The sequence below is a fragment of the Rahnella bruchi genome, assembly GCF_003614975.1.
In the GTDB taxonomy this organism is placed as follows: domain Bacteria; phylum Pseudomonadota; class Gammaproteobacteria; order Enterobacterales; family Enterobacteriaceae; genus Rahnella; species Rahnella bruchi.
In genome coordinates this window covers 237,380-251,340 of the sequence record NZ_QZWI01000005.1, presented here as the reverse complement: position 1 = coordinate 251,340, position 13,961 = coordinate 237,380, and the positions used below count along the sequence as shown (strand labels likewise).

Genomic DNA, 13,961 nt, shown 5'->3' with positions numbered 1-13,961 from the left:
CGGGATTCACTTGCTTGCTGCCTTGGTGCAACTCCAATTATTTTGGGTATAGTAACTCTGCTTCATTCCCTCTCCGACCGGGGAGGGAATTAAATCTGAATTAAAAGAGAGTGGTATGGCTGAATACAAGCCGGCTATCAAGGCACCCAGCAAAAACGGGGACATCATCTTCGGCGCTCTGGTCAAACTGGCTGCGCTGATTGTGCTATTAATGCTGGGCGGTATTATCGTCTCGCTGTTTATTGCTTCCCTGCCGAGCATTGAAAAGTTCGGATTATCCTTCCTGTGGAATAAAACATGGGATGCCCCGAACGAACAATTCGGTGCACTGGTGCCCATTTACGGCACAGTAGTCACTTCGATTATCGCCTTGCTGATTGCCGTACCGGTCAGCTTTGGTATCGCCTTATTCCTCACCGAACTCGCACCGAACTGGATGAAACGTCCGCTCGGTATTGCGATTGAACTGCTGGCGGCAATCCCCAGTATTGTTTACGGCATGTGGGGTCTTTTCGTCTTTGCGCCATTGTTTGCCACCTATTTCCAGACGCCGGTGGGCGATGTGCTTTCCGGTATCCCGATTGTTGGCGCACTGTTCGCCGGTCCGGGGTTTGGTATTGGCATTCTGGCAGCAGGCGTTATCCTGGCCATCATGATCATCCCGTACATTGCTTCCGTCATGCGTGACGTGTTCGAGCAAACGCCGGTGATGATGAAAGAATCTGCTTACGGAATCGGCTGCACTACCTGGGAAGTGATCTGGCGCATCGTGTTGCCGTTCACCAAAAACGGGGTCATTGGTGGTGTGATGTTAGGTCTTGGCCGCGCGCTGGGTGAAACCATGGCGGTGACCTTTATTATCGGTAACACCTACCAGCTCGACAGCGCATCACTTTATGCGCCGGGCAACAGTATTACCTCCGCGCTAGCCAACGAATTCGCCGAAGCGGAAGCCGGTCTGCATACTTCCGCGCTGATGGAACTGGGACTTATCCTGTTCGTCATTACCTTTATTGTTCTGGCGCTGTCGAAAGTGATGATCCTGCGTCTGGCTAAGAAAGAGGGCCGTTAAGATGACGACACTCGACATGCAAAGTAACGCAGCATTACTGGAATCACGCCGTAAACGTCAGGCATGGCGCCGTCAGAAAAACCGTCTGGCGCTGATGGTCTCTATGATGACCATGGCGTTTGGCCTGTTCTGGCTGGTGTGGATCCTGTTTACCACCATCGTCAAAGGTGTGGACGGGATGTCGCTGGCGCTGTTCACGCAAAATACTCCCCCACCGAATACCGCGGGCGGCGGTCTGGCGAACGCCATTGCAGGCAGCGGCTTACTGATTTTATGGGCAACGGTCATCGGTACGCCACTGGGCGTGATGGCAGGGATTTATCTGGCCGAATATGGTCGCAAGTCCTGGCTCGCTGAATTCATTCGCTTCATTAACGACATTTTGCTTTCTGCACCGTCCATCGTTGTGGGCCTGTTTGTGTACACCATTATGGTGGCAAAAATGGGGCACTTCTCCGGATGGGCAGGCGTTCTGGCGCTGGCGTTGTTACAAATTCCGATTGTTATCCGTACCACGGAAAACATGCTGAAACTGGTGCCGGACAGCCTGCGTGAAGCGGCTTATGCGCTGGGTACGCCGAAGTGGAAAATGATTTCGGCCATCACCCTGAAAGCCTCTGTTTCCGGCATCATCACCGGGATCTTGCTGGCGATTGCCCGTATTGCCGGTGAAACCGCGCCGCTGCTGTTCACGTCGCTCTCCAATCAGTTCTGGAGCACCGACATGATGCAGCCGATTGCCAACCTGCCGGTGACCATCTTTAAGTTTGCGATGAGCCCGTTTGGCGAGTGGCAACAACTGGCCTGGGCGGGCGTGCTGCTGATTACCGTGTGTGTACTGCTGCTGAACATTCTGGCGCGTGTGATTTTCGCCCCGAAAAAGCAATAACGTAATTCATTACTGAGGGCAGACGATAACGGCTGCCATCACTGTTTACCCGGCGTCGCCACGCGGCGCGCGAATAAGAGAGATGTCTGAGAATGACTGACGCATCCAACAGCAAGATTCAGGTTCGCGATCTGAACTTTTATTACGGCAAATTCCACGCGCTGAAAAATATTTCCCTGGATATCGCTAAGAACGAAGTCACGGCATTCATCGGTCCGTCAGGCTGTGGTAAGTCCACGCTGCTGCGTACTTTCAACAAAATGTATCAGCTGTACCCGGAACAGCACGCAGAGGGCGAAATCCTGCTCGACGGCGAAAACATTCTGGTTGATAAACAGGATATCGCGCTGCTGCGCGCCAAAGTCGGCATGGTTTTCCAGAAACCGACCCCATTCCCGATGTCGATTTACGACAACATCGCGTTTGGTGTACGCCTGTTTGAAAAGCTTTCCCGTACCGATATGGACGAGCGTGTGCAGTGGGCGCTGACCAAAGCCGCACTGTGGAATGAATCCAAAGACAAGCTGCATCAGAGCGGTTACAGCCTGTCAGGTGGTCAGCAACAGCGTCTGTGCATCGCGCGCGGTATAGCGATCCGCCCTGACGTTCTGCTGCTCGACGAGCCTTGTTCAGCGCTGGATCCGATTTCTACCGGCCGTATCGAAGAGCTGATCACCGAACTAAAATCTGATTACACCGTGGTGATCGTGACCCACAACATGCAGCAGGCTGCGCGTTGTTCAGATCGCACGGCGTTTATGTATCTGGGCGAACTGATCGAATACAGCGATACCGACTCGCTGTTCACGTCGCCAGCGCGCAAACAGACTGAAGATTACATTACTGGCCGCTACGGTTGAGGTAAGAAGAATGGACAACCTGAACTTAAACAAACATATTTCCGGCCAGTTCAACGCCGAGCTAGAACACATCCGTACTCAGGTTCTGGCAATGGGCGGGCTGGTAGAACAGCAACTGACCGACGCTATTACGGCGATGCACAATCAGGACGCCGAGCTGGCGCAGCGCGTCATCAAAGGTGATGACAAAGTTAACCTGATGGAAGTGGCAATCGACGAAGCCTGCGTGCGCATTATTGCCAAGCGGCAGCCCACCGCCAGCGATTTGCGTCTGGTGATGGCGATCATCAAAACTATTTCCGAATTGGAACGTATCGGTGACGTGGCAGATAAAATCTGTCGTACGGCGCTGGAAAAGTTCTCGCACCTGCATCAGCCGCTGCTGGTCAGCCTGGAATCTCTGGGCCGACATACGGTAGAAATGCTGCATGATGTGCTGGATGCGTTCGCGCGTATGGATCTTGATGAAGCGGTGCGTATTTACCGTGAAGATAAGAAAGTGGATCAGGAATATGAAGGCATTGTGCGCCAGCTGATGACCTACATGATGGAAGATCCGCGCACTATTCCAAGCGTGCTGACGGCATTGTTCTGTGCCCGTTCCATCGAACGTATCGGTGACCGTTGCCAGAATATCTGCGAATTTATCTTCTACTTCGTGAAAGGCCAGGATTTCCGTCACGTCGGCGGCGATGCGCTGGACAAGCTGCTGACAGACGGCAAAGACGCGCCGAAAGAATAAGCGCTGACTGACATTGCCCCACAAAAAAGGCCTCTTACGAGGCCTTTTTGCTATCCGCTGTATATCAGCGTCCGATCAGCGCAATTACTTCATCACGTAGCGCAGCGCGACCATCACGGCCAGCTGGCGGTAATGGGCGGTCTGCAAATCCACTTCATCGGGATTTTCAAACAATGCACCGAACGTGTACTGGTTGGCGACCTGATGCACACACAGACTGCTGATCAGACGGTGTACGTCGCGGGCCTGGGCATCTTCTTTGAACAGATGGCTTTGCTTACCGCGTGCAAGAATATCTTCCAGCAGCGTTAATGCCGTTTTATTGATTTCACGGATGCTGGTGGACTGGCGAATAAAGCGGCCACGCAGCATGTTTTCCGTTGAAACAATACGAATGAATTCCGGATGTGAAACGTGGAAATCAAAGCTGGCTTCGACCAGTTTGACGATGGCTTCCGCGGGCGGAAATGACGACAGATCCAGATCCAGCTCATGCTGACGGATGCCACGGTAAACGTGCTCCAGCACCAGCATGTACAAGGCTTCTTTGGTCTTGTAGTGATAGACCACCATACGTTTCGTGGTGTTGGCGTTGGAAGCGATATTTTCCATGCGCGCGCCCATCAGACCGGATTCTGCGAATTCAGCCAGAGCGCTGTCGAAAATGCGCTGCTTCAGTCCTATCGGATCATTTTTACGTCCCGGCGCCGGGGAACTTTGGCTGCTCAGCGTCTTATCCTCATCATTAACCACATTCTCGCCACAGAGATTAACCATTGCTTCGCTCAGTTACAATCTGCGCGTTCATACAAGTTCGCTGCACTTGACGAACGTGGCGTGAGGGTCCACTACTGTAAGTATCGAAGCCTGAATAAAAGGACGCTATTTTGCCTGCAACCACCCGTTTACGTTCGATTGCGACAGTTTCAGTCCCAGGAACCTTGCCTGAAAAACTCACGGCGATTGCTGCTGCGGGATTTAATGGCGTGGAAATATTCGAAGAGGATTTGCTTAAAAGCCCGGTCAAACCGGCGGCTATCCGTAACCTTGCCGATTCCCTTGGCCTGCGAATTTTCCTGCTGCAACCTTTCCGTGATTTTGAAGGCGTTCCGGCAGAAAAACGTATCGAAAAACTCGCCAGCGCACGCCGTCAGTTTGACCTGATGCGTGAACTGGGCTGCAATCATTTACTGGTTTGCAGCAACACTGACCCTGAAAGCTCGCCTGAACGTGATGTGCAGATTGCGGATCTCGCTGCGCTTGCCGAAATGGCGGAGCCGTATGATGTCCGTATCGGCTTTGAAGCGCTGGCGTGGGGCAGACACATCAACCGTTACCGGCAGGCGTGGGATCGCGTACGGGAAGTCAATCACCCTGCGCTGGGCATTGTGCTCGACAGCTTCCATATTCTTGCCGTGGGCGACAATCTTGACCGGCTGGACGAAGTACCTCTGGATAAAATCAGCTTCCTGCAACTGGCCGATGCGCCGTACAAAGATATGAACGTGCAGCAATGGAGCCGCAGTTACCGTTGTTATCCTGGGCAGGGCGATTTACCGCTGGTGGATTTCGTCAGTACGCTCAACCGCAAAGGTTTCACCGGCCCGTGGTCGCTGGAAATTTTCAATGATAAAACCCTGCCGCTGGCGGATGGCCTGCGTTCCCTGAGCGAACTGGAAAAGCGCATGCAGGCCTACGAAAAATCTCTCAGCGAGTAATCTGGTACCCCATCTGGCGCCAGATCTCCGGCAGCTCACGCATGTCGTGGAATGTCGTTACCAGCGGATGATCAAGCGGCGGGTTATGCGGGTCTGCGCAGTAATAAAATACCGGGATCCCGGCGGTGATCCCGGCCTGCGCGCCCGCGACCGAATCTTCCACCAGAATGCAGTTTTCTACCGGTACGTTCATGACGTCTGCGGCTTTATACAAAACGGCCGGATCGGGCTTCCAGCGCTGTAAATCATAGCCGCTGAACAATTTGTCACCCATGAAAGGCAGTAAACCGGTCAGGCCGAGAGAGTGCTGCATCTTGGTGACCGGGCCGTTGGAGACGACGCACATCGGCACGGAAATTTGTTCCAGCAACTCGCGCGCACCGTCAATCGGCTCAAGTTTACTGTCGAAAAGACGCGCAACATGCTGGCGGAATACCCCTTCCATCTCTTCTTTCGGCACGTCGATACCGTGCTCTTTATTGACGATTGCGACGATTTCGTAAAGTTTGACGCCTTTGTATTTTTTATACATTTCGTCGAAAGAAACCGTCACGCCAAAATGCGCGAACATCTCGACATAGGCTTCGCAGCACAACAATTCACTGTCCACCAGCGTACCGTCGCAATCAAAAAAGACACATTCAACCTGTGACATACTTTCTCCCTGTGAGCGTTTCATCTATTGGCGTGCATGATGGCACTGTACCCGAACGATAGATTTAATCCCATACATCCAGTGCTGGCGCTTTTGGGCTAAAATCCTTAGGATACCCCCCGATTGTTTTCCCCCCATTTTGGAACTCACCAATGAGCACACCACAGAGCAATGCGACTGCGGGTAAAGGTCTGGCTGAACGTCTGTTTAAACTGACGCAGCACGGCACCACCGTACGCACCGAAACTATCGCCGGTTTAACCACCTTTCTGACCATGGTCTACATCGTTTTCGTAAACCCGCAAATTCTGGGCGTCGCGGGCATGGATAAACAGGCCGTCTTCGTGACCACCTGCCTGATTGCCGCATTCGGCAGCATCCTGATGGGGGTGATCGCCAACCTTCCGGTCGCTCTGGCACCGGCGATGGGTCTGAATGCGTTCTTTGCTTTTGTCGTCGTGGGCGCGATGGGCGTTTCCTGGCAGGTCGGGATGGGCGCGATTTTCTGGGGTGCGGTCGGTTTGCTGCTGCTGACCATTTTCCGCATCCGTTACTGGATGATTGCCAATATTCCGGTCAGCCTGCGCGTGGGTATTACCGCAGGTATCGGGTTATTTATCGGCATGATGGGGCTGAAAAATGCCGGTATTATTGTTCCGAACCCTGACACCATCGTGACCATCGGCAATCTGACCTCGCACAACGTGCTGTTGGGCGTGCTTGGTTTCTTCATTATCGCCGTTCTGGCGTCGCGTAATTTCCATGCCTCAGTGCTGGTGTCAATTGTTGTGACCACCGGGATTGGCATGATGATCGGTGATGTGCATTACACCGGCTTCTGGTCGATGCCTCCGAACATCACCACGGTTGTTGGTCAGGTGGATCTGAAAGGCGCGCTGAACATCGGCCTGGCGGGCGTCATTTTCTCCTTTATGCTGGTAAACCTGTTTGACTCCTCAGGTACATTGATCGGCGTGACCGACAAAGCGGGTCTGGCGGATGAGAAAGGTAAATTCCCGCAGATGAAACAGGCACTGTATGTAGACAGTATCTCCTCTGTCGCGGGCGCATTTATCGGGACGTCTTCCGTCGGCGCTTATATTGAAAGCACCTCCGGCGTTTCCGTCGGTGGCCGTACCGGTCTGACCGCCGTCGTCACCGGTTTACTTTTCCTGCTGGTTATCTTCATTTCCCCGCTGGCGGGTATGGTGCCGGAATACGCGGCAGCCGGTGCGCTGATTTATGTCGGCGTACTGATGACCTCGAGCCTGGCGCGTGTTTCATGGGATGACCTGACCGAAGCGGTACCGGCGTTCGTGACCGCGGTGATGATGCCGTTCAGTTTCTCGATCACTGAAGGTATCGCGCTGGGCTTCATCTCATACGTGGTGATGAAACTGGGCACCGGTCGCTGGAGAGAAATCAGCCCGTGCGTAGTTGTGGTTGCGCTGCTGTTCGTGCTGAAAATCGCGTTTGTAGACGGGCATTAATCCGCTGACGTCAGCTGAACGCCGCTAAAAAAACAGCCCGCATTTGCGGGCTGTTTGCATTTCTGATGACAGGAATTATTTACTGACGCGACGGGTATAGTCTGCAAACGCGGTCAGCTGGCCGCGCAGGAAATCCAGCGTTCCCTGATCAACCACTTCACCCGTCTGTTCATCTACTTTGCTCTGAATGACGCCACCCATGAATTCAGGTTTGTTCATGACCATTGCATCGAGGAAAACCAGAATCTGGCGCAGGTGATACTGGCAACGTGCGCCACCAACCGGCCCCATTGAACTGGTCTGGATGAGCACAGGCTTGCCGGCCAGCGGCTGGTTTGGCAGGCGGGAAATCCAGTCTATGGCATTTTTCAGACCACCCGGCACGGAATAGTTATATTCCGGCGTGACGATAATGACGCCGTCGGCCTGACGAATTTGTTCTGCAATAGCTTCAATATCCGCCGGAAAGCCGTCTTCCTGCTGAATATCCGCATCATAGAGCGGGACTGTACCAATAGACGGCAACGCTTCAATAGCGATGCCCTCAGGGGCGACATTCGGCAATGTGCGCGCCACCATGCCGTTGTAAGACGCTTTACGAAGACTACCTAACAGTGTGACAAACTTCAGTGGTGTAACTGACATGGCTAACTCCTGTTATGGATGATTTTCCGAAAGGGCTGCCTGTAACCATAAACGAAAATCGACACGGCGGAGGAAAACAAACGTGAAGTTTTATTTAGCGGGCGGCAGGCTGATGAATTTCATAAAGTGCGGTGATTCGGATTGCTGGTCTGCGGAGAGGGTTTGCGTGCGGGTGAAGCCGTTTTCGGGTTCATAGCGCCAGCACTGCAACCTGATGATCGAGGGCGATTGCGCGCAGGACCAGGTAATCGACCCTTCAATGTCACTCATCACCTGCGCCTCCGGTGTCACGGTAGATCGCAAACGGCCAGAAGCCGGATTCAGGCTGAGCGTCAGCGGGCTCTGATCGTTCAGGCCGGACATTTTCAGCATGCTTTGTCGGATACACCACAGTTGCAGTGAGGATTCCACCGGATCCGATTGCATGGCGATCCAGGTTTTTTCCACTGGGGAAAGCTGTAACTGCTGTTGCGGATTCACCAGCGCACTGCGGGCATGAATAATTTCGAGGTCGAGGCCGACTTTTCCTTCGCTGCTGATTAACACGCCAACGGTGCTTCCGGCATACGCCAGACTGAAATCAGGGAGATCGGAGGATTCAAAACTCGGGCGGCCACTGGCCAGGGTGATGATGTGAGGAAGTTCAGCAATTCCGTACAGATAGAAAATCATTTCTGCCAGCAGAACGCGGCCATTCAGGAAACGCCTGCGCTGTTTCTCGGAAAGGTGTCTTGCTGATAATACGATTTCTTTGGGCAACCGGTGTGTATCCGGTTCTGCATCCGTCATTGCCCATCTTGCAAAATGGCACGCCATTGTTCACTCCATGATTAATGGTTCGACCGTATTTTCTCAATTGTTCTAAAGAATAACATTAAGAAAAATCATTAAAAACCGCTTAAAACCCGCAGTGGCGCACACTTCTTTCACTTTTCAGACAGTTTTTCATCACCATAAAGTGAAACTAATCACAGATTTAAACGCTTAATGAGAGGAGATCTCGCTGGAATGATGTTCTGGATTTTCACCCATACGATCCGGACACCAGATATATCTACTATAGCAACATAAAGAAACGTCAGAAAATGCCGTTACTAGTTAAGCAGCGATCTCGCTGCTTTGCCTGTGAGTACCCTAAAATGTTAAAAACAACGCAATCCCGCTTTATCGCATTGATCAGCTTGTTTTTTATTGTGCTGGTCATCGTTACGCTCATCGTGATCCAGGTCTTTATTGCTCCTCAACTTAAACAAACAGAAAGCAATCTGGTGGCTAATCAGGTTGATGATGTGGCGGTCGCTATTAACGATCGTCTGAATAAAGTTGAGTCTCAGGTACGCACAATCACCCAGACTGTCGCACAAATGGACAGCGACAGTATCGACCGGTTACTGCCTGCTCTGGTCGATCAGTACGGGGACGCCGCCGTGTTTGGTGGTGGCATCTGGCCGCTGCCGAACCAGCGCGACCCGGCAAAAATCAAATTCAGCACCTTCTTTGCCCGTAACAGTAATAATCAGCTTACGGTGAATACTTTCTGGAACAGCGCAGAATCGCCAAACTATTTCGATCAGTCCTGGTATCTGGCAGCTTCCAAAGGTGAAAAAGGTCAGTGCGTCTGGGCTCCGGCCTATTTCGATGACGCCAGCACCCAGCCACGCACCAACTGCGCCATGCCGATTTATAAAGGCGACAAACAGTGGGGCGTTGCCACCATCGACGTCACGCTGGGTTTCTTTAACCAGCTGGTGACGGAAATGGAGAAAAAGGTTCACGCGACGATTTATATCGTCCAGAAAGACGGCACCATCGTCGGGACCAGTCATTCCTCTGATGAAAAGTTGCCGAAACTGGCTTCACTGGGCGAAGGCTCAACGCTGGCGATGCAGATCCGCAAAAGTCTGGATCAGATCAACGACCAGTCAACTCTGGTCGCGGATTACGACAACGACGGTACCTCACATACGATGTTCATGAGCAACATTCAGGGGCCGTGGTATATCGCCACTGACATGCCAACCAGTCAGCTGCTGGCGCGCAGCCACAGTATTCTGACCAGCCTCGGTCTGGTGCAAATCCCGATGGTCTTACTGCTGCTGATTGTGCTGATTGCGGCGATTAAAGTGTTTATGCGCCAGCTCGGCGCGCTGAACAAAAATATCGCTCAGCTTTCTGCGGGCGGTGCAGATTTAACCCAGCGTTTACCGGAAAGCCGCAGTCCGGAGTTCAATCAGATCAACCAGAGTTTCAACAGCTTCCTGTCTTTCCTGCAATCGATTCTGCGTCAGGTCGGTGATAGCAGTTTGGCGATCACCTCGGCTTCGCGCCAGATTGCCAGCGGTAACCTCGACTTATCTGCGCGAACTGAAGAACAGGCCAGCTCGATTGTTGAAACGGCAGCCTCGATGGAACAGCTGACCAGCACCGTAAAACAGAACGCCGCCAATGCGGAAGGTGCTAACCAGCTGGCGCGTGATGCGTCAGCAGTAGCGGAAAAAGGCTCCGAAGTGGTGAAACAGGTTGTCGATACGATGGGGTCGATCACCCGTTCTTCTCACAAAATCGTCGATATCATCAGTGTGATCGATGGCATTGCTTTCCAGACCAATATTCTTGCGCTGAATGCGGCGGTTGAAGCGGCGCGTGCCGGTGAACAGGGGCGCGGCTTTGCAGTGGTGGCTTCCGAGGTGCGCAGTCTGGCACAGCGTTCGGCGACCTCTGCGCGTGAAATCAAAAAACTGATTGAGGATTCTGTGGCGGATATCTCCACCGGGAGCCAGCTGGTGGCGACGGCGGGGACGACAATGGATGAAGTCATGGGCGGCGTGAATAACGTAGCGACGCTGATGAACGAAATTATGTCTTCTAGTCAGGAGCAAAGTCTGGGCATCGAACAGGTGAATGTCGCCATCACCCAGCTGGATAATGCTACGCAGCAGAACGCCGCGCTGGTCGAGCAGGTTTCTGCCGCCGCGCAGGCGATGCAGGATCAGACCGTTCAGCTGGAAACTGTCGTTGCTGGCTTTAAGCTCTGAGAAGTTGTTATAACGTACTGAAAAGTAATGCCCGAAGTATAACGCTTCGGGCATTTTTTCAATAAACAGGCGTTTTTTTGCTGTATTTTGAAAAAATAGCACAAATTATCCGCAAGTCTGATTCCCTCTTTTTTCGCCTCTCCCTTGCCTTTTATTCTGCCGTCCTCTTTTTTAACCCTCCTTATCCTGTGGTTATTCTTGTATGGCAGTAGAATATTTTTTCGGCAAATAAATACCGGACGTTTTGTAATCATTTGCAACCTAACCTTGATTAACAATCTATATACAAAACCCTATTATTTTAAACGAAATTGTTTATTGATTGTTAATGATTAGTGTGAGGATCACCTATGTCGGAAAAAAATAATATCCCGTCCTCGAGGCGTGGATTTCTCAAAAAGACACTCGCCTTAGTCCCTTTGGTGGCGACAGCCTCGACCGGCGCGCTGGCGCTTTCCCCAAAAAGCAGTAAAGCGGCCGAGGGTGTTTCCCAGCACTACGTGCCGATTTTTTTCAATAACGAAGAGTGGCGTTTCCTGCTGGCTGCTTGTGAACGTCTGATCCCAACCGATGCCAACGGGCCGGGCGCGGTCAGCCAGGGCGTGCCGGAATACATCGACAAACAGATGGAGCTGCCCTACGGCCACGGCGGCCTGTGGTACATGCATCCTCCCTTCGTCGAAGCCGCTCCCACCCTGGGTTATCAGTCTAAACTGACGCCGCGTGACACCTATCGGCTGGGGATCAAAGCCGTAGATGCCCACTGCCAGCAGCAGTTTCAGAAGAAATTCGCCGATTTAACCGTACCTCAGCAAAACGATCTGTTGACCTCCCTCGAAGCTAACCATCTCAAATTCGATGAGCTGACCGGCAATGCATTTTTCACTCAGCTGCTGATGAATACCAAAGAGGGCTATCTGTCAGATCCTATCCACAGTGGCAACCAGAGTCTTGCGTCGTGGAAGCTGATTGGTTTCCCTGGCGCCCGCGCCGACTACAAAGACTGGGCAGGGAAACATAACCAGGCTTATCCGCTTGGCCCGGTCAGTATTTCCAGCAAAAGGAATGCGTAATGAGTACTCAAAAGAATAAGCATGTTGATGTGGTGGTGGTGGGTCTGGGCTGGACGGGCGCCATTATGGCGATGGAACTGGCGGAGGCGGGTCTTGAAGTCCTGGCGCTGGAGCGTGGCGAGCAGCGTGATACTTACCCTGACTTTGCTTACCCGCGTATTGCTGATGAGCTGACTTACGGTATCCGCCTGAAGTTATTCCAGGAGACAGCGAAAGAGACGGTGACCGTACGCCATACCTCGGCAGATTTCGCCGTGCCTTATCGCCAGTTTGGCGCATTTCTGCCGGGCAATGGCGTGGGCGGTGCCGGGGTTCACTGGAATGGTATGCAGTGGCGGGCGCTGCCTGCGGATCTGACCATGCGCTCTACGGTGGTGGATCGCTACGGGGAAAAATTTATCCCTGCGGATATGACCGTTCAGGATCATGGGGTGACTTATGATGAACTTGAACCCTTCTTCGATAAATTCGAGCGATTGTGTGGCACGTCGGGAACGGCGGGTAATATTCAGGGAAAAATCATTGAGGGCGGAAATCCCTTTGAAGGGGTTCGCCAGCAGGGCTATCCGACGCCTGCGCTGACGCAGCTCTATTCGGGTTCACTGTTTGGTGACGCCGCGAAGTCACTCGGCTTCCATCCGTTCCCTATCCCTGCTGCTAACGCCTCAGAACCTTACACCAACTTTTATGGTGTGCAGTTAGGTGCCTGTAACTTCTGCGGTTTCTGCGAACGTTTTGGTTGTTACAACTATTCTAAAGCTTCCCCGCAAAGCACGATTTTGCCTGCGCTCTATCAGAAGAAGAACTTTTCACTCAGGACACGCGCGCAAGTGGTGAGTATCAACACAGATTCCACCGGCAAAAAAGCCACCGGCGTTACCTACATTGATGCTTATGGTGAGAAAGTCGAACAGACCGCGGATCTGGTGATCTTAAGCGCCTTCCAGCTGCATAACGTCCGTCTGTTGCTGATGTCGAAAATCGGTACACCTTATGATCCGAAAACCGGCGAAGGCGTGGTGGGTAAAAACTTTGCCTACCAGATGAACAGTGGTATCTCGCTTTTCTATGATGAGAGCAAAACGTTCAATCCGTTTATCGGTGCCGGAGCAGCAGGCACGGTTATTGATGACTTCAATGCAGAAAACTTTGATCACGCCAAACTCGGGTTCATCGGTGGCGCATACATCTCGGCAGTCCGCACCGGTGGTCGTCCGATCCAGCAAATGTCGTTACCTAAAGGCACCCCGACCTGGGGCAGCGGCTGGAAGCAGGGTATTAAAGATAATTATCTGCATTCGATGTCCATTGGTTCCGAAGGGTCGGTTATGCCCTATAAGCAGTGTTACCTCGATCTCGATCCTACTTATAAAGACAGCTATGGCTATCCCTTATTGCGCATGACCTTTGACTGGCAGGATAACGAATACAAGATGACCGATTACGTCACTGAAGAAATGAAAAAAATCGCCAAAGTGATGAATCCAAAGAGTATGTCAGTCAGTCAGCTAAAACCCGGCGACCATTTTGACGTGAAACCTTACCAGTCTACGCATATCACCGGCGGCGCGATCATGGGTGACTCACCGAAAAACAGCGTTGTGAACAAATATCTGCAGAGCTGGGATGTGCCCAATCTGTTTGTGCTGGGTGCTTCTGCGTTTCCGCAGAATCTCGCCTACAACCCGACGGGCGTGGTGGGGGCGCTGGCCTACTTTGCCGCCAATGCCATTCGTACTCAGTACTTAGCCCATCCGGGACCTTTGGTTCAGGCATAATCAG

12 protein-coding genes and 1 pseudogene are annotated in these 13,961 nt (G+C 52.4%); 9 read left to right on the top strand and 4 right to left on the bottom strand.

The genetic code is table 11. The features are described from left to right. Positions 1–115 precede the first annotated feature (115 nt). From pstC to phoU, 4 genes are all read left to right on the top strand, one after another. Positions 116–1,072 (top strand): phosphate ABC transporter permease PstC, encoded by a 957-nt coding sequence (gene pstC, locus D5398_RS12385; RefSeq protein ID WP_120507912.1) that lies wholly within the window; start codon positions 116–118, stop codon positions 1,070–1,072. Position 1,073: 1 nt separating this feature from the next. Continuing rightward, entirely contained in the window at positions 1,074–1,961 is an 888-nt protein-coding gene (gene pstA, locus D5398_RS12380) for a phosphate ABC transporter permease PstA (protein WP_120507911.1), read from the top strand. Positions 1,962–2,053: 92 nt separating this feature from the next. After that, positions 2,054–2,821 (top strand): phosphate ABC transporter ATP-binding protein PstB, encoded by a 768-nt coding sequence (pstB, locus tag D5398_RS12375; RefSeq protein WP_013577692.1) that lies wholly within the window; start codon positions 2,054–2,056, stop codon positions 2,819–2,821. Positions 2,822–2,831: 10 nt separating this feature from the next. Then, positions 2,832–3,563 carry a phosphate signaling complex protein PhoU gene (gene phoU, locus D5398_RS12370; RefSeq protein WP_112290873.1) on the top strand — a complete coding sequence of 244 codons (732 nt, stop codon included), beginning with the start codon at positions 2,832–2,834 and terminating at the stop codon, positions 3,561–3,563. Positions 3,564–3,647: 84 nt separating this feature from the next. On the opposite strand, the gene D5398_RS12365 is transcribed toward phoU, so the two are convergent. After that, positions 3,648–4,340: a TetR/AcrR family transcriptional regulator gene (locus D5398_RS12365; protein ID WP_120507910.1), complete on the bottom strand. Its 693-nt coding sequence runs from the start codon at positions 4,338–4,340 to the stop codon at positions 3,648–3,650. A gap of 110 nt (positions 4,341–4,450) precedes the next feature. Here D5398_RS12365 and D5398_RS12360 point away from each other — a divergent pair. Then, a pseudogene (locus D5398_RS12360) lies at positions 4,451–5,248 on the top strand (sugar phosphate isomerase/epimerase family protein); the annotation flags it as partial. A gap of 22 nt (positions 5,249–5,270) precedes the next feature. Here D5398_RS12360 and yieH read toward each other — a convergent pair. Continuing rightward, on the bottom strand, positions 5,271–5,936 hold the full coding sequence (gene yieH / locus D5398_RS12355) for a 6-phosphogluconate phosphatase (RefSeq protein WP_120507908.1): 666 nt from the start codon (positions 5,934–5,936) through the stop codon (positions 5,271–5,273). Positions 5,937–6,088: 152 nt separating this feature from the next. On the opposite strand from yieH, the gene D5398_RS12350 reads away from it, so the two are divergent. Continuing rightward, positions 6,089–7,426 (top strand): NCS2 family permease, encoded by a 1,338-nt coding sequence (locus D5398_RS12350; protein WP_120507907.1) that lies wholly within the window; start codon positions 6,089–6,091, stop codon positions 7,424–7,426. Positions 7,427–7,501: 75 nt separating this feature from the next. Here the strand turns inward: D5398_RS12350 and D5398_RS12345 are convergent, their stop codons facing one another. Then, a complete protein-coding gene (locus tag D5398_RS12345; RefSeq protein ID WP_120507906.1) occupies positions 7,502–8,071 on the bottom strand; it encodes an NADPH-dependent FMN reductase in 570 nt (189 codons plus the stop codon). A 90-nt stretch (positions 8,072–8,161) separates the two neighbouring features. After that, positions 8,162–8,887, bottom strand: coding sequence for a 4'-phosphopantetheinyl transferase family protein (locus tag D5398_RS12340; RefSeq protein ID WP_120507905.1), 726 nt, complete (start codon positions 8,885–8,887; stop codon positions 8,162–8,164). Positions 8,888–9,210: 323 nt separating this feature from the next. Here D5398_RS12340 and D5398_RS12335 point away from each other — a divergent pair, with 323 nt between their 5' ends. The 3 genes from D5398_RS12335 (at position 9,211) to D5398_RS12325 (ending at position 13,957) form a co-directional block, all read left to right on the top strand. After that, positions 9,211–11,106, top strand: a complete 1,896-nt coding sequence (locus D5398_RS12335; protein WP_120507904.1) for a methyl-accepting chemotaxis protein — start codon at positions 9,211–9,213, stop codon at positions 11,104–11,106. A gap of 350 nt (positions 11,107–11,456) precedes the next feature. Continuing rightward, the gene (locus D5398_RS12330) at positions 11,457–12,179 is read left to right on the top strand and encodes a gluconate 2-dehydrogenase subunit 3 family protein (RefSeq protein WP_120507903.1); all 723 of its coding nucleotides are present in this window, start codon (positions 11,457–11,459) and stop codon (positions 12,177–12,179) included. Beyond that, on the top strand, positions 12,179–13,957 hold the full coding sequence (locus tag D5398_RS12325; protein ID WP_120507902.1) for a GMC family oxidoreductase: 1,779 nt from the start codon (positions 12,179–12,181) through the stop codon (positions 13,955–13,957). The genes D5398_RS12330 and D5398_RS12325 overlap by 1 nt, the downstream gene beginning before the upstream one ends. Positions 13,958–13,961: the final 4 nt, after the last annotated feature.

Coding starts and splice junctions, on each gene's coding strand:
- pstB (WP_013577692.1), top strand. CDS start 2,054: ATGACTGACGCATCCAACAGCAAGATTCAGGTTCGCGATCTGAACTTT.
- D5398_RS12335 (WP_120507904.1), top strand. CDS start 9,211: ATGTTAAAAACAACGCAATCCCGCTTTATCGCATTGATCAGCTTGTTT.
- D5398_RS12325 (WP_120507902.1), top strand. CDS start 12,179: ATGAGTACTCAAAAGAATAAGCATGTTGATGTGGTGGTGGTGGGTCTG.
- pstA (WP_120507911.1), top strand. CDS start 1,074: ATGACGACACTCGACATGCAAAGTAACGCAGCATTACTGGAATCACGC.
- D5398_RS12365 (WP_120507910.1), bottom strand. CDS start 4,340: ATGGTTAATCTCTGTGGCGAGAATGTGGTTAATGATGAGGATAAGACG.
- D5398_RS12330 (WP_120507903.1), top strand. CDS start 11,457: ATGTCGGAAAAAAATAATATCCCGTCCTCGAGGCGTGGATTTCTCAAA.
- pstC (WP_120507912.1), top strand. CDS start 116: ATGGCTGAATACAAGCCGGCTATCAAGGCACCCAGCAAAAACGGGGAC.
- D5398_RS12345 (WP_120507906.1), bottom strand. CDS start 8,071: ATGTCAGTTACACCACTGAAGTTTGTCACACTGTTAGGTAGTCTTCGT.
- yieH (WP_120507908.1), bottom strand. CDS start 5,936: ATGTCACAGGTTGAATGTGTCTTTTTTGATTGCGACGGTACGCTGGTG.
- phoU (WP_112290873.1), top strand. CDS start 2,832: ATGGACAACCTGAACTTAAACAAACATATTTCCGGCCAGTTCAACGCC.
- D5398_RS12340 (WP_120507905.1), bottom strand. CDS start 8,887: ATGGCGTGCCATTTTGCAAGATGGGCAATGACGGATGCAGAACCGGAT.
- D5398_RS12350 (WP_120507907.1), top strand. CDS start 6,089: ATGAGCACACCACAGAGCAATGCGACTGCGGGTAAAGGTCTGGCTGAA.